Source organism: uncultured Ferrimonas sp. (genome assembly GCF_947489035.1).
In the GTDB taxonomy this organism is placed as follows: Bacteria; Pseudomonadota; Gammaproteobacteria; order Enterobacterales; family Shewanellaceae; genus Ferrimonas.
The window spans coordinates 58,272-79,769 of sequence record NZ_CANLCI010000008.1 but is presented as its reverse complement, the minus strand read 5'-3'; the positions used below and the strand labels follow the sequence as shown (position 1 = coordinate 79,769).

The window sequence follows — 21,498 nt, the reverse complement described above, 5'->3', positions numbered from 1 at the left end:
TCAATTACATAGCATGGGCGGGCAATTTAAAGGGTATTCACACTATGTTAAAACGCATTAGCCTGGCGCTGCTTGCACTAGTTAGTCTTAGCGCCTCTGCCGCAGAGCTGACCATCACCGAAGACATCAATGTCTATCTGCTGGCTGGCCCGAGCAACAAATATCGCATCCTTGGCACCATTCGTGCCGGTGATGCCGTCAAGCCCCTAAACGAGGTGTCTGGCGATTACAGCAAAGTCGAAGACGGGAAAGCGCGCCAAGGCTGGGTGCTAACCCGCAACTTGGCCAACAAAGCCAGCTTCCGCACCTTGCTGCCCCAAGCCCAGCAACAGCTGAGTGCGACCCAAGCGCAATTGGAGCAAACCAAAGGCGAACTGGCGCTGCTGACGCAACGTTACGACAACGATCAGCAAGCCAGCACCAGCTCACTGCAAGCGCAGCGGCAGCGGGTAGAGCAACAAGCCATTCGCATTAACGAGTTAGAGCAGAGCAACGCGGCGCTGACCGAACAGATGAACTCGATGCAAAACAGCGAGCGCTTTGTATGGCTAAAGCAGGGTGGCCTGATCGCCGGCATCGGCTTACTGGTGGGCTTGATTGTGCCGTTTTTGCCACGCCCAAGTCGCCGTCGCAAAGATCATAATTACATTCGCTGATCGCCTCCGTGCTCAGCTCAGCGGCACCTTCGGGTGCCGTTTTTTTTGGCTAAAATCCAGCTGCCGCTCAGCGCTGCCACACGCCACTCCGTTACGGCTTGGTTTGAACACTGCCGTTATCAATCCCACCGCCATTTTTTGTGCATTAACCTTTCAAATACTTTTCTGAACGATCTACTTTCACTTGCGCCTGCACCTCTGTTTTAGGTCACAATTTCAAAGTATACTGCGATGTATATTGGAGATTGTATACAAAAAGGACCCGCACTCTCGCAGTGCGTTTCAGTGAGGATCACCCCATGTTTCAAGCCAGCAGCGTACTGGAACCACAAAGCCAAAGCCTAACTCTTGCCGAGCGTTTCGAACTTGTTTGCGCCAACTATGGCGTTGATGAAGCCGCTTACCTAGAGCAATTAATGCCATTGGTGCCAAGCGATAACATTGATGCGATTACCGCTCAGGCCCATCAGATGGTGGCCGACGTGCGTAAGTTCGATAAAAAAGGGCTCAGCGTTGGTATTGATGCCTTCTTGCAGCAATACAGTTTGGAGACTCAAGAAGGGATCATCTTAATGTGTTTGGCGGAGGCGCTGCTGCGCATTCCCGATCCCGCCACCGCCGATGCGCTGATTGAAGATAAGCTCTCTGGTGCCGACTGGAACAAACACCTGAAGGGCTCCGATTCGTTGCTGGTGAATGCCTCCACTTGGGGCCTGATGCTCACCGGCAAAATCGTCACGTTAGACAAGTCGGTAGACGACAAGCCAGCGGGGCTGCTGGGGCGCTTAGTGAATCGCGTCGGCGAGCCGGTGATCCGCCAAGCAATGTACACCGCGATGAAGATCATGGGCCGCCAGTTTGTGCTGGGGCGCGACATCAACGAAGCCCTGAAACACAGCCGCGATAACCGCAAACTCGGTTACAGCCACTCCTACGACATGCTTGGGGAAGCCGCGTTAACCCAGGCCGACGCCGACAAATATTTTGCCGATTACGCCAACGCCATCACCGCTTTAGGGGCGCAGCAGTTCGACCCCAACGACGCCCCAAGACCCACCATCTCGATCAAGTTGTCGGCCCTGCACCCACGCTATGAAGTGGCCAACCGCGCCCGTGTGCTAACCGAGCTGCGCGACACCGTTTTGCAACTGGTGCGTCAAGCTCGGCAGCTGGATGTGGGGATCTCGATTGACGCCGAAGAAGCGGATCGACTGGAGCTGTCGTTAGAGCTGTTTGAGCGCATCTATCGCCACAGCGATTGCAAAGGCTGGGGCAATCTTGGCTTAGTGGTGCAGGCGTACTCAAAGCGTGCCCTGCCCGTGCTAACTTGGATCAACACCCTTGCCCAAGAGCAAGGGGATCTGATCCCAGTGCGCTTGGTCAAAGGCGCCTACTGGGACAGCGAGCTGAAGTGGTGCCAACAGGCCGGCAGCGATGCCTACCCCGTGTTCACCCGCAAAGCCGGTACCGATGTGTCTTACTTGGCCTGCGCTCGCTATCTGTTAAGCGAGCACACCCGGGGCAACATCTACCCGCAATTTGCCAGCCATAACGCCCAAACCGCCGCCACCATTTTGGCCATGGCCGCAGGCCGTGATTTTGAATTCCAACGCCTGCACGGCATGGGACAAGAGCTGTACGACACCTTATTAGGCCAGCACGCGGGCATGAAGGTGCGGATCTACGCGCCAGTGGGCGCCCACAAAGATCTGCTGCCGTACTTGGTGCGACGTCTGCTGGAAAATGGCGCTAACACCTCATTTGTGCACAAGCTGGTGGATCCCAATACCCCAATCGACACCTTGGTGGCGCACCCACTGCCGGTGCTGCAAGGCTACCCAAGCCTCAATAACCACAAGATTGTGCAGCCAAAGCAGATCTTCCCAGATCGCGTTAACTCCCGTGGCCTCAACCTCAATATCCACTCCGAGTCCAAACCGTTTTATCAGCAGCTGGCGCAATTTGCGGAGACCCAATGGCAAGCGGCCCCTGTTATTGGCGGCCAAGCGGCACCACAGGGCCCAGCCGTGGCAGTGCAAAGCCCGCAGGATCTGAGCCCCGTTGGCAGCGCCCACTTTGCTACCCCTGCGCAAATCGAAACCGCACTGGCCAACGCCACGGCAGCGTTTCCGCGCTGGAATAACACCCCAGTAGCCACCCGCGCCAGCGCCCTCGATAAACTGGCGGATCTGCTGGAACAGCATCGGGTTGAGCTGATCGCGCTCTGTACTCGGGAAGCAGGTAAAAGCCTGCAAGATGGCATTGATGAAGTGCGTGAAGCGGTGGACTTTTGCCGTTACTACGCCATTGAAGCGCGCAAGCTGATGGGCGAAGCCAGCACCCTGCCGGGGCCAACCGGCGAGCTCAATCAACTGCTGGTGCAAGGGCGCGGCACCTTCTTGTGCATCAGCCCGTGGAACTTCCCCTTGGCGATCTTCTTAGGCCAAGTGAGCGCCGCCTTGGCCGCCGGTAACTGCGTTATTGCTAAGCCCGCCGAGCAAACCAACTTAGTTGCATTTCGTGCCACCGAACTCGCACACCAAGCGGGGATCCCAGGCGATGTCTTGCAGCTGTTGCCAGGGCTTGGCCGTGACATTGGCCCAACCCTGACCAGCGACGAACGTATCACCGGCGTCTGCTTTACCGGCTCGACCGCCACCGCCAAACACATCAACCGCAGCTTGGCGGCACGAGATGGCGCCATCGCCCCGTTGATTGCCGAAACCGGTGGCCAAAACGCGATGATCGTTGACTCCACCTCTCTGCCAGAGCAGGTGATCACCGATGTGGTCCATTCCGCCTTCCAAAGTGCCGGCCAGCGCTGCAGTGCCTTGCGGGTGTTGTTTGTGCAAGAGGATGTGGCCCCACGGATGCTGTCGTTGCTGGAAGGGGCAATGGCGCAGTTAAGCATTGGCGATCCGGCGCAGTTCAGCACCGATGTCGGCCCCGTGATCGACGCCAACGCCAAAGCCAAGCTCAATGCCCACATCGAGCAGATCAGCCAACAAGGCAAACTGCTGGGACAAACCCCAGTGCCAAGCGAACTGCGTGGCCACTTTGTTAGTCCAACGGCGGTGCAAATTGACAGCCTGTCTCAGCTGAAGGAAGAACAATTTGGCCCGATCTTACACGTCATCAGTTACCCATCAGGCCAGTTGCAACAGGTGATCGATCAGATCAACGGCAGTGGCTACGGCTTAACCTTGGGCATTCACAGCCGCAACGAAGGCTTAGCGCTGCAGATCGCCAATCGCGCCAATGTGGGCAACGCCTACATCAACCGCAACCAGATTGGGGCGGTGGTTGGGGTGCAACCCTTTGGCGGCCAAGGGCTGTCGGGCACGGGCCCCAAGGCCGGTGGGCCACATTACCTCACCCGCTTTGTGACCGAAAAAACCATCAGCAATAACATCACCGCCATCGGTGGTAACGCCACCTTGTTGTCTCTCGGTGACGGCTAACCGTTAACCCGCTGCCCCTGTTGCCCCAAGCGCAGCAGCCAGAAAAAACCGCGCCAACAGACTGCTGGCGCGGTTTTTCTTTTTCTGTTTACGCTTGCTACAGGCTGCCTAACGCCGGAATGCGAAACGCTTGGTTATCCATCTCCAACACAATTTCGTTCGGCAGGATCCGCTTAATCCTCAACCCTGGCGCGGCTTCATCGCCCTCTTGCAGCTCACGACCGTTGGCCCGTAACCAGCTTTTGTTGGCTTCAGAAGCGTACACGTGGGCGGTAACGTCCAGATCCGGCAACCGTTTTTGGAACGACCACGGCATCTGCCCAAGTTTCGGAATGGCCTTCGGTTGCAGCGGCGGCGTCGTGGCCGCAATCGCCGCTGGGCTGTCCATCCCAGCATCCGCCAGTGCCTGCTGCAACGCTTGCTGCTGCTTGGCTGACAACACCTGCTCGGCGGCGTCGTGTTTGCCCTGTGGTTCAACCGGCGCTGGGATCGTATTCGTTGTTGCTGTGGTTGGCTCCGCCAATTGTTGCTCTAACCTCGCCACTATCGCCGCCAGATCCGTTGCCGCCGGATCGGCAACCGCTTCGGTCGTGCTGGCCCGAACTGCGGGCTCGGCTTCGGCTTGAGCCGTTGCTGGCGATGCCGACTCAGCCAGCGGCTCAGTAACGGCAGCCAATGGGGCTGGCTGGCTTGGTTCCGGCGTTACCCCGCCCACTTCGGCAACCGCCTGCTCTAACGCCGCCAATAATTGTGGATCCGCATTCGCGTTGCTCGGCTCAGCCACCGCCGTTGCCGTCGTGCTGTGATTAAGCGGGCTGCTGTTGCTGGCCGGAGTCGCGCTCGACGCTGGCGCGGCCTGCATGGCGGCGGGTGTCGGACGCATGGTATCGCTGGCCGCAACGTATTCAAGCGCGGTTCCGGCTGACGGCGACGGCTGCAGCTGCAGCTGATCTGAGCGGGGCTGCACCGGCAGTGGCATCGACACCCGCGCGGCCAACGTCGCGTAGGCGGGCACCGATGGCGCCTCTTCTTGCTGTGCTAACGCTTGGCTGTGCTGCCATTGTTGCCAACCCCATCCCGCAGCCGCGCCCAGCAGCAGTGCCAGCGGCGGCAACAGCCACGGCCATGGCCATTGGCGCGACTTCGGCTGGCGTGGCAGCATCGCCGCTAACGCCGGATCTTGATTGGCTTCACTGTGGCGCTGTCGTTGCACCGCATCTAAAAGCATCGACATTAGCGCGTCTCCTGCGTCAGGGTGGGGCCAGTGCTGGCCAGCAGCGTCAGCCGCTCTAAGGTTTGTCGTCCGGCCAAGCCATCCGCTTGCAACCCTTGGGCAAGTTGGAACTGCCGTAATGCCTGCTCTAAGGGTTGATCAAAACGACTCAGCAATCGCGCCGATCGTTGCTGCACCTGCGCTAAGCGGTTTTCCAACCACTGCAGCTGCGTCAACGGAGCCAGCGGCCCGATCAGATTCGGCAGCTGCGCATTCGGTTGCCACAATAAAGTAAATTGTCCTTGGTAGTGTTCAATAAACCATTGCTGCGACAGCCACAGTTGCTGCTCTCCAAGCTGCAGCAGCCAGCGCTGATCCTGATGCTGCAACAGCGCCCCAAAGCGAGTTTGCCCGGTTTCGTCACTGAAGCGGATCATCGCTGGCCGATTCAACTGCAACAGCTGCTGCCAGCTGCCGTTGTCGCTTAAACAGGCCAAGCCGTAATCCGCGGCATAACCGCAAGGATCAGTGGCGGGCAACGGTTGCTGCCAACGGTAAAACAGCGCCTGCAACGATTGCAGCTCGCTGCTAGGGTGATCCTGCAGGCTAATGCTGGCCGCAGGTGCCTCCACTGGGGGCACTGGCGCCATTGGCGTTAAGGCGTACGCGGCAGCAAACCCAGTGATCCCAGCCAATGCAGTGGCGGCCCACAATGGCCAGCGACGCGACGCGCGCATTGGCCGATCCAACACTTCCGCAGCAGCGCGTTCGATGTCGTCACCACCGAGCTGCGGCTTTTGCTGACCATAACCGCCCATCAGGGCCCGCTCACAAATCAAATTGATGATCCGCGGCACCCCGTCACTTTGCTGATGCAGCGCCTTAATGGCACTGCGCTTAAACAGCGGTTGCGCTCGCCCCGCCACATGCAAACGGTGGCTAACGTAAGCGGCCACTTCATCCAAATTCAATGGCAACAGGTGGTAGCGGGCGGTGATCCGCTGCGCCAACTGCCGCAGCTCTTGCCGCCGCAACAGCGCTTGCAGTTCCGGCTGACCGATTAAGATCACCTGCAGCAACTTACGCGTGTCGGTTTCAAGGTTGGTCAATAAGCGCAGCTGCTCCAGCACTTCGGCCGCCAAATGTTGGGCTTCGTCAATCACCAGCAAGGTGCGACGACCGCGCTGATGATTCGCCAGCAAGTACTCAGCAATTTTATCGGTTAGCTGCTTTAAGGTGGGTTGCTCTGGTACCGCGATGTGCAGCTGATCGCACACCGTGGCAAGCAACTCCAACTGGGTTAACGCGGGGTTGAGGATAAAGGCCAGATCGGCGTCCTCGGGCAGCTGCGCAAACAGCGTGCGCGATACCGTGGTTTTGCCGGTGCCGACTTCGCCGGTAAGCAGCACAAAACCGCCATTTTCACCCAAGCCATAGGTGAGGTGCGCCAAGGCTTCGCGGTGACGATCACTTAAAAACAGAAAGGCCGGATTGGGGGCGATGGAAAACGGGCTCTCGTTAAGCCCATAAAACCCTTTATACATGGGGATACACTGCACTGAAATTCACTGCCAGCCAAGGTACGGCGATCCCCATAAGTTGTCAAAATGGCAACCGCGTTTGCCATTGGTATACTGACCCCAAACCTGTTGTGGATTCACGATTTTGAAAATTTATCTGGTGGGTGGCGCCGTGCGCGACCGCTTGCTTGGCTTAACGGTCAAAGACCGCGACCATCTTGTGGTGGGTGCCAGCGTTGAACAGATGCTGGCGCTGGGCTACAGCCAAGTAGGCAAAAGCTTTCCGGTGTTTTTGCACCCACGCAGCAAGCAAGAATACGCCTTGGCCCGCACCGAACGGAAGACCGGCATGGGTTACGGTGGTTTCGACTTTGATGCCGCCCCAACCGTGAGCTTGGAAGAGGATCTGCTGCGGCGCGATCTGACCATCAATGCCATCGCCGAAGACGATCAAGGTCAACTCACCGATCCTTACGGTGGCCAGCGGGATCTCGACGCGCGGCTGCTGCGCCACGTGTCGCCCGCCTTTGCTGAGGATCCATTGCGGGTGCTGCGCGTGGCTCGGTTTGCCGCCCGTCTGCACCACTTAGGCTTTACGGTTGCCGCGGAAACCCTAGCGCTGATGAGCGAACTGAGCGCCAGCGGCGAACTGCAGCACCTCAGCGCCGAACGAGTCTGGCAAGAAACCGAACGCGCCCTGAGCGAGCCGGATCCACAGGTCTACTTCCAACTGTTGCAGCAATGCGGTGCGTTAACGGTGTTACTGCCAGAGTTGGCCAAGCTGGTGGCCGTTCCCCAGCCCAGCCAATGGCACGGTGGCCTGGATGCCTTTGAGCACACCATGCTGGCGCTGCAACTGGCGGCCAAGCAAGGGCTGGCCACATCGGTGCGCTTTGCGGTGCTGTGCCACGATCTTGGCAAAGGCGTAACCCCCGCCGATCAATGGCCGCGCCACATCGGCCATGAACACGCAGGCATCGCCCCGCTAACGCAGCTGTGCGCGCGCTTAAAGTTACCTAACGACTGGCGCGATCTGGCGCTGCTGGTGTGCCAGTACCATCTGAACGTACACCGCGCCCTGGAACTAAAGCCCGCCACCCTACTGAAGTTATTTGAGCAAACCGACGCTTGGCGCAAACCGGATCGTTTTAGCAGCATGCTGCAAGGCTGTCGCTTGGATGCCCAAGGGCGCCCAGAGCAGGCCGAGCAAGCCTATCCCAGCGAAGCGTATCTGCTGGAAGCGCTGCGTTGTGCTAATCAGGTGGCGGTAAAAGAGGTGGTGGCGGCGGGCTTTACGGGGGCAAAAATTCGCGATGAATTGGCGCAACGGCGCTTACAGGCGCTAAGCCAGTTTAAACTGACGTATCGCGCAGACTAGGACGCAGCAAGGGCACTCATCACCCCTTAGATCAAAACGGGGCAGTCATAGACTGCCCCGTACTTCTATCAACCGCTGCTACACGAAAAAGGCGAACAACAGCGCCCCAAGAGCGAGGCGATACACCACAAACGGCAGCATCCCCATGCGGCTGATCGCTTTTAAGAATAGGAAAATACAGGCGTAGGCGGAGAAAAATGCCAACACAGTGCCCACGGCCATCGCGATCCAATCCACCGCCAATGGCGATTGCACCAGCTCTAACGTCTTCAACGATCCTGCGGCGACGATAATTGGCACCGACAGCAAGAACGAGAAACGCGCTGCGGTCATTCGATTTAGCCCTAAAAACAGTGCCATGGTGATAGTGGCACCGGAACGCGAGGTGCCTGGGATCAGCGCCATCGCTTGCGCCAAGCCAATCAACAACGCGATCTTCCAGGTAATATCAACCATCTGCTTACGCTCGGTTGCGGTGGCATCGGCCAGCCACAGCAGCAAACCAAACAGCACCGTGGTGGTGGCGATCACGGTGGTTGAGCGCAGCTCCGTCGAGATGATGTCGTTAAACAGCAGCCCCGCAATGACCGCCGGCACCGTGCCTAAGGCGATATACCACGCCGTGCGACTGTCGTCGTTATGGCGACCAGCAAACGATCCGCCCCACGCGACCGCCATGCGGCCAATGTCTTGCCGAAAATAGAGCACCACCGCCGCCAAAGTACCAACGTGGGTGGCCACATCAAAGGCGCTGCCTTGATCCGGCCAGCCGAAGATCTTGGCCGGTAAAATCAGGTGGGCCGAACTGGAGATCGGTAAAAATTCGGAAAAGCCCTGCAGCAAGGCCAGCAGAACGGTTTGCATTAGATCCACTTACGAACCCTCAATTATTTGATTTCAAGAATCAGCGCTTGGCCACGCAAAAGCGATTGGCCACAATTTTTGGCTGTGTTGCGGGTAAGCCTGCCAGAGCTGCTGTAAAGTTTTTGTGGATCCGGCGATCACGCCGGTTGGCCACAACTGTTGCAACGGCAACAACACAAAGGCGTTATCAAAAATTTCGGGACGGGGCAGCTCCACTGGGGTTTGGCAACGGATCTCGCCATACAGCAGCAGATCCAGATCTAGGGTTCGAGGCGCGAATTTTTTCGCCCCGCGCACACGGCCATGATCTTGTTCAATCTGCTTAAACAGCGCCACGACCTCAGCAATGGACAGTTCGGTATCCGCCTGCGCCACCAAATTGAGGAAGTTATCCCCCTCAAATCCCACCGCTTCGCTTTCATAGACGGGAGAAATAACCACATTGGATAACGCCGCCGCCAGATCATTCAGGCCATGGCGAATGTGGGTGTGGGCATCGATGTTGGAGCCCAAGCTGATGAAGATGCGGGTCATGACAGACTCCGTTCAATCTCAACCCCAACGGTGGCGGCATTGGCCACCGCGCCGGGCTTATTCACGCGCACTCGTACCCATGGCGCCTGAAATTGGCCCAAAATAAGCTGCGCCACTTTTTCTGCTACGGTTTCGATCAGCTCATGGGGTTGATCCTGCACCAAAGCGGTCACCGCTTTGGCGACGGTGTCGTAACACAAGGCATATTGGAAGTCGTCGCCTGCAGCGGCTTGGCGGTTATCCCAACCGATGGTGAGATCCAGCAGTAATTGCTGCCGGATCTGTTTTTCCCAATCGAAAATGCCAATCACGGCTTGGCAATCGAGGTCTTTGATAAATACGGTATCGGTCATGCTTTTTATTGAAACCTTGAGAACTGGCACTTGGCCTGTGGGTTGGTTACCCTAACCCAACTCATTGCCGATGATTTCGGCAGCCTGTGGGCGCGGATAATAGCCTAAACAACCTAGGAAAAACATTGGACAGCCACCTCACTCTAGCCATTTTAATGACCCTAACCGGCTACCTGCTTGGCTCGATCTCCAGCGCTGTCTTAATCTGTCGCCTTTTTCGCCTGCCGGATCCCCGGCTGCACGGCTCAGGCAACCCCGGTGCCACCAATGTCTTGCGCTTGGGTGGCCGCATTCCTGCCACGCTGGTGCTGCTCAGCGATATTTTAAAAGGCACCATCCCGGTTTGGGGGGGCTATTTGCTGGGGCTGTCGCCTTGGGTGTTGGCCGCGGTTGGCGTTGCAGCCACCTTAGGCCACATCTATCCGCTGTTTTTTAAGATGCAGGGCGGAAAAGGGGTGGCAACCGCCTTAGGCGCCATTGCCCCAATTGGTTGGGAACTGCTGTTGGCGCTGGCGATCACCTGGTTTTTGGTGGCGCTGGTTACCCGCTATTCATCGCTGGCGTCCATCTGCGCTTGCAGCATGGCGCCACTATTTACCTATTTATTTAAGCCGCAATACACCGGCGCGGTAGCGGTGCTGATTGCGCTGATCCTCTGGCGTCATCGCGCCAACATGATCCGCTTATATCGCGGCACCGAACCTAAGCTCGGCGCCGCCCGCAGCGTTGGCCCTAAGCGCTAGCCCGCCTGCCCCGGCACTGCCAGTTGATCCAGCGGCCAGCGTGGGGTGGTCTTAACGCTTAAATCACCCTGTTCCCCCGCCAACAACCGCTGCATCCCCGCAAACGCAATCATCGCGCCGTTATCGGTGCAAAACTCTGGTCGCGGGTAGAACACTTCGCCATTGCGCTTAACCATTAAGGCCGCAAGCTCGGCGCGCAGATGACGGTTGGCGCTAACCCCACCGGCCACCACCAAGCGGTTGATGCCAGTTTGATCCATGGCACGGCGACACTTAATCGCCAAGGTGTCCACCACCGCGTCTTCAAAGGCGCGAGCGATGTTGGCTTTTTCCGACTCATCCTGGGCCGCAATGGTATTGGCGGCAAAGGTTTTCAAACCAGAGAAGCTGAAATCCAAGCCAGGACGATCACACATTGGCCGAGGGAAACGGTATTTGCCCACCTCACCCTGCTGCGCTAATTTCGACAACAACGGCCCGCCGGGGTAATCCAAGCCCATCAGCTTGGCGGTTTTATCGAACGCTTCACCGGCGGCATCGTCAATCGATTCCCCCAGCAATTGATATTGGCCAATGCCATCCACCTGCACCAATTGCGTGTGGCCACCGGATACCAGCAAGGCGATAAACGGAAACGCCGGCGGCGTCTCTTCCAGCATGGGCGCTAACAGGTGCCCTTCCATGTGATTAACCGCAATGGCCGGCTTGCCCCAAGCAAAGGCGAGCGCCCGCCCTGCACAAGCACCAACTAACAAGGCGCCCACTAAACCGGGGCCCGCGGTGTAAGCCACACCATCAATATCGTCTTTACTGAGGCCAGCTTCCGCAATCGCTTGCTGGATCAGTGGTACAATCTTACGTACGTGGTCGCGAGAGGCCAGCTCAGGTACCACCCCACCATAATCGGCGTGCAGTTTAACTTGGCTATATAAAGTGTGTGACAGCAGCCCCTGCGCATCGTCATAGATGGCGATGCCGGTTTCATCGCACGAAGTTTCGATGCCTAAAATGCGCATAAGTGACTCTCTATCTGGATTCAAAGTGGCGCAATTCTAGCGGGACTGCACTTCACTGACCAGTGTTGGACAACCAGACTTTACAACCGTGGGGTAATCGGAGTAGAATTTCGCACCATTTTGAATTGAAGCTGCTCAAAGAATGACCAGCTTCTAGATAACCGAAGATTTTCGAGGTAAGAGGCAGATGCCGGTAATTAAAGTTCGTGAAAATGAGCCCTTCGACGTAGCACTGCGTCGTTTCAAGCGTTCCTGTGAAAAGGCAGGTATCCTGTCTGAAGTTCGTCGTCGTGAGCACTACGAGAAGCCTACCACCGTGCGTAAGCGCGCCAAGGCTGCAGCATCTAAGCGTCAAGCTAAGAAGCTGGCTCGCGAAAACGCACGTCGTACTCGCTTGTACTGATCATGACTTTAGTCGAGCAACTTAAAGATGCCATGAAGGTGGCCATGCGTGCGAAAGATAAAGCACGCCTGAGCACCATTCGAATGGCACTGGCTGCGATTAAGCAGGTAGAAGTGGACACCCAAACCACTCCGGACGATGCAGAAGTGACTAAGCTGGTAACCAAATTGGTTAAACAGCGTCGCGACTCCATCAAGCAGTACGAAGAAGCCGGTCGTCAAGACTTAGCCGATTCCGAAGCTGCTGAAGTTGTTGTGCTGCAAGAATTCTTGCCGCAGCAGCTGACCGAAGCGGAACTGGAGGCCCTGATCAGCAAAGCTGTAGCCGACAGTGGTGCCAGCTCGATGAAAGACATGGGCAAAGTGATGGGCCAGCTGCAAAGCCAGGTTCAAGGGCGCGCCGATATGGCCGTGGTGAGCAAGATCTTAAAAGCTCAACTGGTCTAATCTAGCCAGCCCGTTCACAGCAACAAGCCGTGCCTTATGCACGGCTTGTTTGTTTGTGTTTTCACCTTTTATTGCCTAATGCATTGGCGACTTTCTAGTTTTTAACTGTTAGTTATCAATGCCATAGGCTATAAATCACACTCTATCGTTCGAGGACACAGCTTCAGGTGGCAGGTCGCATTCCCAGAGAATTTATCGATCAACTGTTGGCGCGAGTCGACATCGTTGAGCTGATCGATGGCCGCGTGAAGCTGAAAAAAGCAGGGCGTAATTACCACGCCTGTTGTCCGTTCCACAACGAGAAAACCCCCTCGTTTACTGTTGCCCAAGACAAGCAGTTCTACCATTGCTTCGGCTGTGGTGCCCACGGCAACGCCATCGACTTTGTGATGGAGTACGATCGGCTTGAATTTCCCGATGCGGTGGAAGAACTGTCCAGCCAAGCTGGGCTGGAAGTGGTGCGCGAACAGTCCACTTACCGTTCTGGCAGTGGTGGCAATGCCCCACGCAGTGCGCCGCCAAGCAACAGCGCCAAGTTCACCGATCACTACAGCTTAATGCAGTGGGCGGCCAACTTCTTTCAGCAAGCTTTGCAGCAGCACCCAGAAAAGCAGCGCGTTATCGAATACATTCAAGGCCGTGGCCTGGATAGCGACACCGTCACTAAGTTCGGGATCGGCTTTGCGCCACCGGGCTGGGATAACTTGCTGAAGCAACAGCGCGGCAACTTCCAAGGCGAGAAGCTGCTGACCGACTGCGGCATGGTGATTGAAAAAGAGGGTGGCAAACGCTACGACCGCTTTCGCGATAGACTGATGTTCCCGATCCACGATCGCCGTGGCCGTGTGGTCGGCTTTGGTGGCCGAGTCATGGGCGACGATACCCCAAAGTATCTGAACTCGCCGGAAACGCCGATCTTTCATAAGGGCCATGAACTCTATGGTCTGTATGAAGTCAGACAAGCCAGCCGTACCCCCGAACGGGTGTTGGTGGTGGAAGGCTATATGGATGTGGTGGCACTGGCGCAACACGGCATCGATTATGCTGTGGCTTCGCTCGGCACCGCCACCACCAGCGATCACGTTCAAGCGTTGGTTCGCACCGCCAAAAGCGAAGTGGTGTGCTGTTACGACGGCGACCGCGCTGGCCGCGAAGCCGCTTGGCGCGCCGTAGAAACGGCGCTGCCGCTGTTACGCAGTGGCACCGCCTTAAAATTTATGTTCCTGCCGGACGGTGAAGATCCTGATTCACTGGTCCGACAGGAGGGCAAAGACGCCTTTGAAGTTCGGATCGGCCAAGCCACGAGCTTGTCGGATTACCTGTTCAGTCACGTGATGAAACAAGCGGACATGAGCAACGACGAAGGCAAAGCCCACATGGCCAAGCTGGTGACGGATCTGATCAATAAGATCAATGACGACAGCCTGCGCCAAGTGTTCGGCCAGCGACTCGCTCGCGAGTTGGCGTGGGATGAACACAAGCTCAACCGGTTTCTGAAACAGGAAACCAAGCCGGCGCAACAAAGCTTAAAAAAAGCCGCGCAAGGCCGCGGTACGCCTCTGCGCCACGCCATTGCCCTACTGCTGCATCAACCGCAGCTGGGCTTTGAACTGCCGCCGCAAACGGCGTTACAGCACCTGAATCTCAACGGCGTGTCGCTATTACGCGAGATGCTGGAGTTATGCCGCCAACAACCCCTGACCACGGCCCAGTTGTTGGAACGGTTCCGTGAGCGCCCCGAACAGGGGATCTTACGAAAATTAATGGGCTGGCAATTCGCGGTTGAGGAAAACCTCAACAAAGAATTTACTGATTGTTTGAGTTGGCTAAACCAGCGTTTTTTGGAACAAATGTCCGAGACACTGAATCAAAAAGCCCGAGACGGGTCCATTACACCGGACGAAATTCGGCAACTGCAGTGGCTCAATATAAGGCTGGCGTCACTCAGGCAATCGGCAAAGGCTAGCGGCTCGTAGCGAACGCCGTTATAATTGGCTATTTGCGCGTCAACGGCCGCTTACCCTCAGTTTTTAACCTTAAGTGGATGATATCAATGGATCAAACTCCGCAGTCACAACTTAAGCTCCTGGTCGCTAAAGGCAAAGAGCAGGGCTATCTGACTTACGCCGAGGTGAACGATCACCTTCCGGCCGATATGGTCGATTCCGATCAGATCGAAGATATTATCCAGATGATTAATGACATGGGCATCCAAGTCTTTGAATCCGCTCCGGATAAAGACGAATTGATGATGTCTGAAGACAACACTGATGAAGACGCCGCGGAAGCTGCGGCGGCCGCTCTGGCCAGTGTTGAAGGCGAGCTTGGTCGCACCACCGATCCCGTCCGCATGTACATGCGCGAAATGGGCACCGTGGAGCTACTGACTCGTGAAGGCGAAATTGTCATTGCCAAGCGCATTGAAGATGGCATCAATCAGGTTCAGTGTTCCATTGCTGAGTACCCTGCTGCCATCAGCTACTTGCTCGAGCAATGGGATCGCTTCGTTGCTGAAGAGATCCGCCTGTCTGAGATCATCTCTGGATTCATTACCGAAGAAGATGAAGCGCCAACCGCCACCCACGTTGGTTCTGAGTTGTCCCAAGAAGAGTTGGACGACGAAGACGACGATGATGACGATGAAGAAGAAGAAGAGACCAACACCGGTCCTTGTCCTGAACAAGCCAAAGAGAAGTTTGACGCCCTGCGTGAACACTACACTCTGGCAATGACGGCCATGGGCGAGCATGGCTCTGACTCTTTAGAAGTGGCGATGATCGTAACCAAGTTGTCTGAACTGTTTAAAGAGTTCCGCTTGGTACCAAAGCAGTTTGATGGTCTGGTTCGCTCCATGCGCACCATGATGGATCGCGTGCGCGTTCAAGAACGTCTGATCATGAAGACGTGTGTCGAGCACGCTAAGATGCCGAAGAAGAACTTCATGAAAGTGTTCGCCGGTAACGAAGCCAGCGACGCTTGGCTGCAGGCCGAAATTGAAGCCGGTAAGTCTTACTCCAACTCGCTGTCAGCGTGGAAAGACGATCTGGGTCGTTCGACCGTTAAGTTACAAGCGATCCAGCAAGAGACTGGCCTGTCGATTGCCAAGATCAAGGACATCAACCGTCGCATGTCCATCGGTGAAGCTAAGGCTCGCCGCGCCAAGAAAGAGATGGTTGAAGCCAACTTGCGTTTGGTTATCTCCATCGCCAAGAAATACACCAACCGTGGTTTGCAATTCTTGGATCTGATCCAGGAAGGCAACATCGGCTTGATGAAGGCCGTAGATAAGTTCGAGTACCGTCGTGGCTACAAGTTCTCTACCTACGCCACTTGGTGGATCCGTCAGGCGATCACCCGTTCTATTGCTGACCAAGCGCGCACCATCCGTATTCCGGTACACATGATCGAGACCATCAACAAACTGAACCGCATCTCTCGTCAGATGCTGCAGGAGATGGGTCGCGAGCCTACCCCGGAAGAGCTGGCTGAACGCATGCTGATGCCAGAGGATAAGATCCGCAAGGTTCTGAAGATCGCCAAAGAGCCAATCTCGATGGAAACCCCAATCGGTGACGATGAAGATTCCCACTTGGGCGACTTCATTGAAGACACCACCTTGGCACAGCCAATCGATTCCGCCACTTCGGAAAGCCTGAAAATGGCCACCAACGAAGTTCTGGCTGGCTTGACGGCTCGTGAAGCCAAGGTACTGCGGATGCGTTTCGGTATCGAAATGAACACCGATCACACCTTGGAAGAGGTGGGTAAACAGTTCGACGTTACCCGTGAGCGTATTCGTCAGATTGAAGCCAAAGCGCTGCGTAAGCTGCGTCACCCATCTCGTTCCGAGATCTTAAAGAGCTTCCTGGACGAGTAATCGTCAGTAACGCCCTTTAAAAAACGCCCAGCACCTGCTGGGCGTTTTTGTCTCTGCGATGCATCGCCGTGCACGGCAACGCCTTGCCTCAGCTAACCGGTTTGAGACTTCCTCGTTACCACGCTTTACGTGGGTCGTAATCGCGATCTTTGCCTTGCTGCTTTGCCACCGCAATCCGTTGATTCTTGCCCAAAATTAACCGCCATTGGCTGAAGGTTTCCGCCGCCAACATTCGCCCCGATTTGGGCACACCATGACGACGGTACAGCTTCTTGGTTGCCGCAATGGCGTCTGGCGAGCGTTCCAACAGCTGCGCCATCTTTGCGTGCGCCAAGGCCAGCGGATCGTCACTTAACTCTGTCAGTAACCCCAGCTCGTGGCTGCGTTTGCCATCAATCACTTCGGCGGTCATCGCTAACCACAACGCTTGGTCTTGCGCCATCTGCTCACGCATGGCGAGGTTGCCGCCCATGTCTGGCAATAAGCCCCAGCGCCCTTCCATCACCGACAAGGTGCAATCGTGATGACCAAAGCGGAAATCCGCGCCTAAAGCGATCTGCAAGCCGCCACCCCACACTTTGCCCTGCAACACCGCCATCACCGGCACCGGCAAATCGCGCCAGCCGGTGCTCACCCGCTGCGCCATGTTGGCCTGCCCCGGCCACCATTTCCACAGCAGCCGCGCCGCCTGCTTTGGATCACTAAGCAGTGATTTAACATCGATCCCGGTACAAAAATCGACACCGGCACCGGTCAGGATCACGCCCCGCAGATCTCGCTGTTTGGCCAAGCGCCGTTGCACCGATATAATGGCTTTAAACATCGCCATATCCAGCGCATTATGTTTTTCTGGGCGTTGCAGTGTAACGACCGCGACACAGTCGGTAATTTGACAGGCTACTCGTGGTTCCATACATCTCTCCTTGATTACTTCTTGCACAGTAGCAACCACGGTAAGCGATGACAACTGATTGAATTTGAAATAGAATAATTCGGTTTATTAATCCATCATGCGTTTGGGAGCCAAACTTTTGACCCTCCGGATCTTAATCTGCGACGACTCCGCCATGGCGCGGAAACACCTGCAGAGAAACCTGCCTAAAAACTGGCAAGCGGAAGTGCACTTTGCGGTGCATGGTCTGGATGCATTGGCCCAGATCGACACCCAGCCGTTCGATCTGTTGTTCCTTGATCTGAACATGCCCGAACTTGATGGTTATGGCGTGCTGCAACGCTTACAGCACAACGCCCAAGCGCCTAAGGTGATTGTCTGCTCAGCGGACATTCAGCAAGAAGCGTTGCGCCGCGTATTGGCACTGGGCGCCTTGGCCTTTTTGAAGAAGCCCTCCCAGCCGGAGCAGATCTTAGAGCTGCTGCAGAGCCACGGCCTCTATCAAACCGGCACCTTAAGCCCACAAACTCACATTGACGTTGATTACGACGATGCCCTGCGGGAGATCTGCAACGTTGCCATGGGGAAAGCCGGCGCCAGCATTGCTCAGGTGCTGGGCACCTTTGTCGATTTGCCCATTCCACGGGTGCGCCGCCTCAACAAAGGTGAGATGAGCATGATCTTGGCACCCAGCATGAGCGATCCGGATCTGCAGGTTATCTCCCAAGGCTTTATTGGCGATGGCATCAGTGGCGAAGCCCTGCTGATGCTGCAAGATGGCAGCTACAGCAGCATGGGGCAGCTGATGGGGATCAACGACGTCAGCTCAAAACAGGCGCGGCTTGAGATCCAAATGGACACCGCGAACATCCTCTTTGCGTCGTTCCTAACCGGCCTGGCCGAACAGCTGCACGTGCCGTTTACCCAAAGCCACCCGGTGGTGCTATCGGAGCTGCCCAACGAACATTTCGACGAACAAACCTTGGCGGTAGAGATCAGTTACCGCCTGGCGGAGCACCAGATCGTCTGCGATCTGCTGTTGTTGTTTCCTTACGCCAGCCTGCCGCGGCTTGAGCGCAACATTAAGTATCTGGTGGGATAACCGTGGACAATCAACAATTCGCTCAGCTGCACTGGTTAACGCAACTGCTGCAAGGCATCGAAGTGGGCCTGGTGGTGATCGATCGCGATTACAAAATCCAACTGTGGAATGGCTTTATGGAAAACCATTCCGGCCTGTCCAGTAAACAGGTACTCACGCACTCCCTATTTGAACGCTTTCCCGAGCTGCCGCAGCAGTGGCTGCTGAGCAAACTGGAGTCGGCCTTCTTATTAGAGAGCCGCAGCTTTACCGTGTGGGAGCAGCGCCCTTGGGTGTTCTCCTTTGCCAACTCGCGCCCCATCACCGGCGGGCTCGAGAAGATGCACCAAAACATGACGGTGCAGCCGCTGAAAAACAGCCATGGCGACATCAGCCACGCCGCACTGATCATTTATGACGTGAGCGTACAGGCGCAAGATCGGATGATGCTCAGCAACGCCAATGGCCGCTTAGAGCAACTCAGCCAGATCGACGGCTTAACCGGGTTGACCAACCGTCGTCAGTGGGAAACCCTACTGAACCACGAGTTCAACCGCTGCAGCCGGTACGATCAAGCCAGCACCCTCTTAGTATTGGACATCGATCACTTCAAACAGGTGAACGACAAACGCGGCCACGCCGTGGGCGATCAGGTGTTGGTTGGCTTAGCCAACTTACTGCAACAACGGTTGCGTAAAAGTGACGTTATCGCCCGCTACGGTGGTGAAGAGTTTGTGATTTTGCTCACCGAAACCGCACCACAGCAAGCGCGGATGTTGGCCGAACGCATTCGCCAAGCGGTGGAAGAGATGGTGTTTGATTTAGATCCCCCGCTGCAGATCACCATCAGTCTTGGGGTTTGTGGCTTTAACGGCAATATCGGCAGCGCCAATCAGTGGTTTGAGCTGGCCGACCAAGCCCTGTACCGCAGTAAGAATGAAGGCCGAAACCGGCTCACGGTGGTCTAAGCCCATGGCGCAGTTCAGAGACTATCAACCCACTGACTGCGCCGCGCTATTGGCCATTTACAACCACGCGATTTGCCACAGCAGCGCCACCTTCGAAGAAAGCCCAATTAGCCTCAGCGAATTTGCCGCTCGCCTCAGTGCCATTCAAGCGCACTACCCCATACTGGTGCTGGAACACGACGGTAAGCTGCAAGGCTACGCGTACGGCAACCATTACAAACCCCGCAGCGCGTACCGCTTTTGTGCCGAAACCACCATCTATCTGCACCAAGACTGTCGCGGCACCGGCCTCGGGCAGCTGCTGTATCAAGCGCTGTTTACCCGCTTGCAGGCGCAAGGGATCGAACAACTGCTGGCCATCGTCACTCGCCCCAACGAACAAAGCGCTGGTTTTCACCAGCGCTTAGGCTACGAACAAGTGGGCGTGATGCGCCGTGTTGGTTATAAATTTAACCGTTGGTATGACGTCGCCATCTACCAAAAGTCGCTTATCGAGTCAGCGTCTTAGGCACATCGGCTAAACGGCGGCCAGGGCCAATGCGCCGATCCACCACTTCACTTAACCAGCGCTGATCACCGCGACGTTCTAGCACCGCTCGGCGTTTGTCTTTGCGCCTATCTGGGCCCATGTAAGTCATCGTGCCTCCTAGTGCGCCGGTGGCAGCACATCTTCTTCTCGCCGCCCAGGCCCTTTGATGCGCCGATCAATGCCCGCTTGTTGCCAACGCTGAGCAACGCTGCGCTGAATTTGCCAACGTCTGTCTTTACCCCGTCGTTCTGGTCCACTGTAATTCATAACAAGACTCCTTATCGAAACCTGCTTTTAGTATAGCCAGCGCATAAAAAAGGCAGCCTGTTGGCTGCCTTAATTAAACTCAAACCCGCTTATTCGCCGGTTTCGACGAAGTGAGTGCCCCAACCGTCGTACAGCACCTTGTGCTTCGCGGCCATTTCAATCAATGCGTTACAATCTTTATCTAAACGTTCAACGTCCAATTCGTGTTCCGCTACGGCACTGAAGCAGTAAGCGATATCGCCGTCGTCCAGTTCAATCTCTTCGGCGTCTTCCACCTGATAGCCCGCTTTGAACACGTCGACCGCCAGCTTTTCTAGCGCTTCGAAGTCTTCCGCTGCGAAATGGTGCTCGATGGCGTAAATCGCATCGGCTTTAGAGCCGTCATCCAGCAGCGCCTGCACAATTTCACGGGTTTCCATCTGCTGTTCTTCAACTAACTGCTCTGCTGTCATCATCGCCGCAATTCCTACCAATATTAGACTGCTGAAGCCACGCTCAGTTGGCGAGCTTCTTCATTAATTTGTTCCAAACGAGTCGCCATTTGTTGCTGCACTCGCTGCATCAATTCTCGCACATCTTCGCGACCCATGCCTTCGGTACTGATCGGTTCCAGTGCTTCAATGATCACCACCCCGTTATTTCGCTTACCTAAATCGACGTGTTGCTGACATGAAGCCAGCACCGGCACCACGGGTACGCCTGCGTTGATGGCGGTATGGAAGGCGCCGGATTTAAACGGCAACAAACCTCGGCCACGGGAACGAGTGCCCTCTGGGAAAACCCATACCGACAGCCCTTTGTCGCGAATGTTCTTGGTGGTGTTTTCAATGGTGCCGCGCGCTTTACTGCGGTTGTTCCGATCAATCAAAATGTTGCCGGTCAGCCAGTAGATCAAACCAAAGAATGGGATCCACTTTAGGCTTTTTTTGCCGATGCTCACCGTGCCTTTTGGCACCATGGTCGCCTGCGTAAACAGATCGAAGTTGTTTTGGTGGTTACCCACGTACACCACGGGCTGATCCACCAGCAGGTTTTCCTGCCCACGTTTCACCACTTTGAGGCCAATGAGTGGCCCAACACGGCCAAACCAGCTGGCGACTTGATGCACGTTATCGCGATGGAATGGGCGCAACAAACACACCACCATGGTGGCAAAAAACACAAAAATCAGTAATACGACCAATAACAGGCCACGGAACAAAGTCAGCACAAATGCGTCTCCGGGTAAAACGGGCGCCCAGTATAGGGCTGGCCTGTAGCCGCCGCAACACGTTTGGGCTACAGATGTGCGCTCAAT

The 21,498-nt window shown here is 56.1% G+C and carries 22 protein-coding genes; 11 read left to right on the top strand and 11 right to left on the bottom strand.

From position 1 onward, the window contains the following. Positions 1 to 44 precede the first annotated feature (44 nt). Together Q0796_RS07120 and putA are read left to right on the top strand one after the other, a co-directional pair. Positions 45 to 656 carry a TIGR04211 family SH3 domain-containing protein gene (locus tag Q0796_RS07120; RefSeq protein ID WP_298441488.1) on the top strand — a complete coding sequence of 204 codons (612 nt, stop codon included), beginning with the start codon at positions 45 to 47 and terminating at the stop codon, positions 654 to 656. Positions 657 to 955: 299 nt separating this feature from the next. Next, positions 956 to 4,117 (top strand): bifunctional proline dehydrogenase/L-glutamate gamma-semialdehyde dehydrogenase PutA, encoded by a 3,162-nt coding sequence (gene putA / locus Q0796_RS07115; protein WP_298441486.1) that lies wholly within the window; start codon positions 956 to 958, stop codon positions 4,115 to 4,117. 97 nt (positions 4,118 to 4,214) lie between these two features. Here the strand turns inward: putA and Q0796_RS07110 are convergent, their stop codons facing one another. Both Q0796_RS07110 and Q0796_RS07105 read right to left on the bottom strand, forming a co-directional pair. Continuing rightward, the gene (locus Q0796_RS07110; protein WP_298441484.1) at positions 4,215 to 5,351 is read right to left on the bottom strand and encodes a general secretion pathway protein GspB; all 1,137 of its coding nucleotides are present in this window, start codon (positions 5,349 to 5,351) and stop codon (positions 4,215 to 4,217) included. Further along, on the bottom strand, positions 5,351 to 6,874 hold the full coding sequence (locus Q0796_RS07105) for an AAA family ATPase (protein WP_298441483.1): 1,524 nt from the start codon (positions 6,872 to 6,874) through the stop codon (positions 5,351 to 5,353). Before Q0796_RS07105 ends, Q0796_RS07110 begins: the two co-directional genes overlap by 1 nt. 121 nt (positions 6,875 to 6,995) lie before the next feature. Here Q0796_RS07105 and Q0796_RS07100 point away from each other — a divergent pair, with 121 nt between their 5' ends. Next, positions 6,996 to 8,228 carry a multifunctional CCA addition/repair protein gene (locus Q0796_RS07100; RefSeq protein ID WP_298441481.1) on the top strand — a complete coding sequence of 411 codons (1,233 nt, stop codon included), beginning with the start codon at positions 6,996 to 6,998 and terminating at the stop codon, positions 8,226 to 8,228. Between the two features lie 78 nt (positions 8,229 to 8,306). Here Q0796_RS07100 and Q0796_RS07095 read toward each other — a convergent pair whose 3' ends face one another. The 3 genes from Q0796_RS07095 to folB are packed head-to-tail and all read right to left on the bottom strand — an operon-like array spanning position 8,307 to position 9,979. Further along, positions 8,307 to 9,101 carry an undecaprenyl-diphosphate phosphatase gene (locus Q0796_RS07095; RefSeq protein WP_298441480.1) on the bottom strand — a complete coding sequence of 265 codons (795 nt, stop codon included), beginning with the start codon at positions 9,099 to 9,101 and terminating at the stop codon, positions 8,307 to 8,309. Positions 9,102 to 9,125: 24 nt separating this feature from the next. Then, positions 9,126 to 9,626 (bottom strand): 2-amino-4-hydroxy-6-hydroxymethyldihydropteridine diphosphokinase, encoded by a 501-nt coding sequence (gene folK, locus Q0796_RS07090; protein ID WP_298441478.1) that lies wholly within the window; start codon positions 9,624 to 9,626, stop codon positions 9,126 to 9,128. Then, positions 9,623 to 9,979 carry a dihydroneopterin aldolase gene (folB, locus tag Q0796_RS07085; RefSeq protein ID WP_298441476.1) on the bottom strand — a complete coding sequence of 119 codons (357 nt, stop codon included), beginning with the start codon at positions 9,977 to 9,979 and terminating at the stop codon, positions 9,623 to 9,625. The genes folK and folB overlap by 4 nt, the downstream gene beginning before the upstream one ends. Positions 9,980 to 10,104: 125 nt before the next feature. Between folB and plsY the strand changes: the two genes are divergently transcribed. Next, positions 10,105 to 10,722, top strand: coding sequence for a glycerol-3-phosphate 1-O-acyltransferase PlsY (gene plsY / locus Q0796_RS07080; RefSeq protein ID WP_298441474.1), 618 nt, complete (start codon positions 10,105 to 10,107; stop codon positions 10,720 to 10,722). On the opposite strand, the gene tsaD is transcribed toward plsY, so the two are convergent. Beyond that, positions 10,719 to 11,738 carry a tRNA (adenosine(37)-N6)-threonylcarbamoyltransferase complex transferase subunit TsaD gene (gene tsaD, locus Q0796_RS07075; protein ID WP_298441472.1) on the bottom strand — a complete coding sequence of 340 codons (1,020 nt, stop codon included), beginning with the start codon at positions 11,736 to 11,738 and terminating at the stop codon, positions 10,719 to 10,721. The two genes, plsY and tsaD, sit on opposite strands and share 4 nt — an antisense overlap. Positions 11,739 to 11,925: 187 nt before the next feature. On the opposite strand from tsaD, the gene rpsU reads away from it, so the two are divergent. The 4 genes from rpsU to rpoD all read left to right on the top strand — a co-directional run bounded on the left by rpsU (position 11,926) and on the right by rpoD (position 16,464). Then, positions 11,926 to 12,141, top strand: coding sequence for a 30S ribosomal protein S21 (rpsU, locus tag Q0796_RS07070; RefSeq protein WP_298441470.1), 216 nt, complete (start codon positions 11,926 to 11,928; stop codon positions 12,139 to 12,141). A gap of 2 nt (positions 12,142 to 12,143) precedes the next feature. Then, positions 12,144 to 12,587: a GatB/YqeY domain-containing protein gene (locus Q0796_RS07065; protein ID WP_298441469.1), complete on the top strand. Its 444-nt coding sequence runs from the start codon at positions 12,144 to 12,146 to the stop codon at positions 12,585 to 12,587. A gap of 167 nt (positions 12,588 to 12,754) precedes the next feature. Further along, on the top strand, positions 12,755 to 14,563 hold the full coding sequence (gene dnaG / locus Q0796_RS07060) for a DNA primase (protein ID WP_298441468.1): 1,809 nt from the start codon (positions 12,755 to 12,757) through the stop codon (positions 14,561 to 14,563). Between the two features lie 77 nt (positions 14,564 to 14,640). Further along, entirely contained in the window at positions 14,641 to 16,464 is a 1,824-nt protein-coding gene (gene rpoD, locus Q0796_RS07055) for an RNA polymerase sigma factor RpoD (protein WP_298441467.1), read from the top strand. Between the two features lie 115 nt (positions 16,465 to 16,579). On the opposite strand, the gene Q0796_RS07050 is transcribed toward rpoD, so the two are convergent. Then, entirely contained in the window at positions 16,580 to 17,377 is a 798-nt protein-coding gene (locus Q0796_RS07050) for a crotonase/enoyl-CoA hydratase family protein (protein WP_298441466.1), read from the bottom strand. A gap of 118 nt (positions 17,378 to 17,495) precedes the next feature. On the opposite strand from Q0796_RS07050, the gene Q0796_RS07045 reads away from it, so the two are divergent. The 3 genes from Q0796_RS07045 to Q0796_RS07035 are packed head-to-tail and all read left to right on the top strand — an operon-like array spanning position 17,496 to position 19,913. Next, positions 17,496 to 18,458 (top strand): response regulator, encoded by a 963-nt coding sequence (locus tag Q0796_RS07045; RefSeq protein ID WP_298441464.1) that lies wholly within the window; start codon positions 17,496 to 17,498, stop codon positions 18,456 to 18,458. A gap of 2 nt (positions 18,459 to 18,460) precedes the next feature. Then, on the top strand, positions 18,461 to 19,405 hold the full coding sequence (locus Q0796_RS07040) for a diguanylate cyclase (protein ID WP_298441462.1): 945 nt from the start codon (positions 18,461 to 18,463) through the stop codon (positions 19,403 to 19,405). Positions 19,406 to 19,409: 4 nt separating this feature from the next. Then, positions 19,410 to 19,913, top strand: a complete 504-nt coding sequence (locus Q0796_RS07035) for a GNAT family N-acetyltransferase (protein WP_298441460.1) — start codon at positions 19,410 to 19,412, stop codon at positions 19,911 to 19,913. Here the strand turns inward: Q0796_RS07035 and Q0796_RS07030 are convergent. The 4 genes from Q0796_RS07030 to Q0796_RS07015 all read right to left on the bottom strand — a co-directional run bounded on the left by Q0796_RS07030 (position 19,894) and on the right by Q0796_RS07015 (position 21,411). After that, positions 19,894 to 20,043 carry a hypothetical protein gene (locus Q0796_RS07030; protein ID WP_298441458.1) on the bottom strand — a complete coding sequence of 50 codons (150 nt, stop codon included), beginning with the start codon at positions 20,041 to 20,043 and terminating at the stop codon, positions 19,894 to 19,896. The two genes, Q0796_RS07035 and Q0796_RS07030, sit on opposite strands and share 20 nt — an antisense overlap. An 8-nt stretch (positions 20,044 to 20,051) precedes the next feature. Continuing rightward, the gene (locus tag Q0796_RS07025; protein WP_298441456.1) at positions 20,052 to 20,201 is read right to left on the bottom strand and encodes a hypothetical protein; all 150 of its coding nucleotides are present in this window, start codon (positions 20,199 to 20,201) and stop codon (positions 20,052 to 20,054) included. Positions 20,202 to 20,290: 89 nt separating this feature from the next. Beyond that, on the bottom strand, positions 20,291 to 20,656 hold the full coding sequence (gene rraB, locus Q0796_RS07020; protein WP_363322309.1) for a ribonuclease E inhibitor RraB: 366 nt from the start codon (positions 20,654 to 20,656) through the stop codon (positions 20,291 to 20,293). A gap of 20 nt (positions 20,657 to 20,676) precedes the next feature. Then, the gene (locus Q0796_RS07015; protein WP_298441454.1) at positions 20,677 to 21,411 is read right to left on the bottom strand and encodes a 1-acylglycerol-3-phosphate O-acyltransferase; all 735 of its coding nucleotides are present in this window, start codon (positions 21,409 to 21,411) and stop codon (positions 20,677 to 20,679) included. Positions 21,412 to 21,498: the final 87 nt, after the last annotated feature.

What these genes read in the sequence shown, in the direction of transcription:
- Q0796_RS07035 (WP_298441460.1), top strand. Translation starts at nt 19,410, where the DNA reads ATGGCGCAGTTCAGAGACTATCAACCCACTGACTGCGCCGCGCTATTG.
- rpsU (WP_298441470.1), top strand. Translation starts at nt 11,926, where the DNA reads ATGCCGGTAATTAAAGTTCGTGAAAATGAGCCCTTCGACGTAGCACTG.
- Q0796_RS07050 (WP_298441466.1), bottom strand. Translation starts at nt 17,377, where the DNA reads ATGGAACCACGAGTAGCCTGTCAAATTACCGACTGTGTCGCGGTCGTT.
- rpoD (WP_298441467.1), top strand. Translation starts at nt 14,641, where the DNA reads ATGGATCAAACTCCGCAGTCACAACTTAAGCTCCTGGTCGCTAAAGGC.
- folK (WP_298441478.1), bottom strand. Translation starts at nt 9,626, where the DNA reads ATGACCCGCATCTTCATCAGCTTGGGCTCCAACATCGATGCCCACACC.
- Q0796_RS07105 (WP_298441483.1), bottom strand. Translation starts at nt 6,874, where the DNA reads ATGTATAAAGGGTTTTATGGGCTTAACGAGAGCCCGTTTTCCATCGCC.
- Q0796_RS07030 (WP_298441458.1), bottom strand. Translation starts at nt 20,043, where the DNA reads ATGACTTACATGGGCCCAGATAGGCGCAAAGACAAACGCCGAGCGGTG.
- rraB (WP_363322309.1), bottom strand. Translation starts at nt 20,656, where the DNA reads ATGATGACAGCAGAGCAGTTAGTTGAAGAACAGCAGATGGAAACCCGT.
- folB (WP_298441476.1), bottom strand. Translation starts at nt 9,979, where the DNA reads ATGACCGATACCGTATTTATCAAAGACCTCGATTGCCAAGCCGTGATT.
- Q0796_RS07110 (WP_298441484.1), bottom strand. Translation starts at nt 5,351, where the DNA reads ATGTCGATGCTTTTAGATGCGGTGCAACGACAGCGCCACAGTGAAGCC.
- tsaD (WP_298441472.1), bottom strand. Translation starts at nt 11,738, where the DNA reads ATGCGCATTTTAGGCATCGAAACTTCGTGCGATGAAACCGGCATCGCC.
- Q0796_RS07120 (WP_298441488.1), top strand. Translation starts at nt 45, where the DNA reads ATGTTAAAACGCATTAGCCTGGCGCTGCTTGCACTAGTTAGTCTTAGC.
- putA (WP_298441486.1), top strand. Translation starts at nt 956, where the DNA reads ATGTTTCAAGCCAGCAGCGTACTGGAACCACAAAGCCAAAGCCTAACT.
- Q0796_RS07025 (WP_298441456.1), bottom strand. Translation starts at nt 20,201, where the DNA reads ATGAATTACAGTGGACCAGAACGACGGGGTAAAGACAGACGTTGGCAA.
- Q0796_RS07065 (WP_298441469.1), top strand. Translation starts at nt 12,144, where the DNA reads ATGACTTTAGTCGAGCAACTTAAAGATGCCATGAAGGTGGCCATGCGT.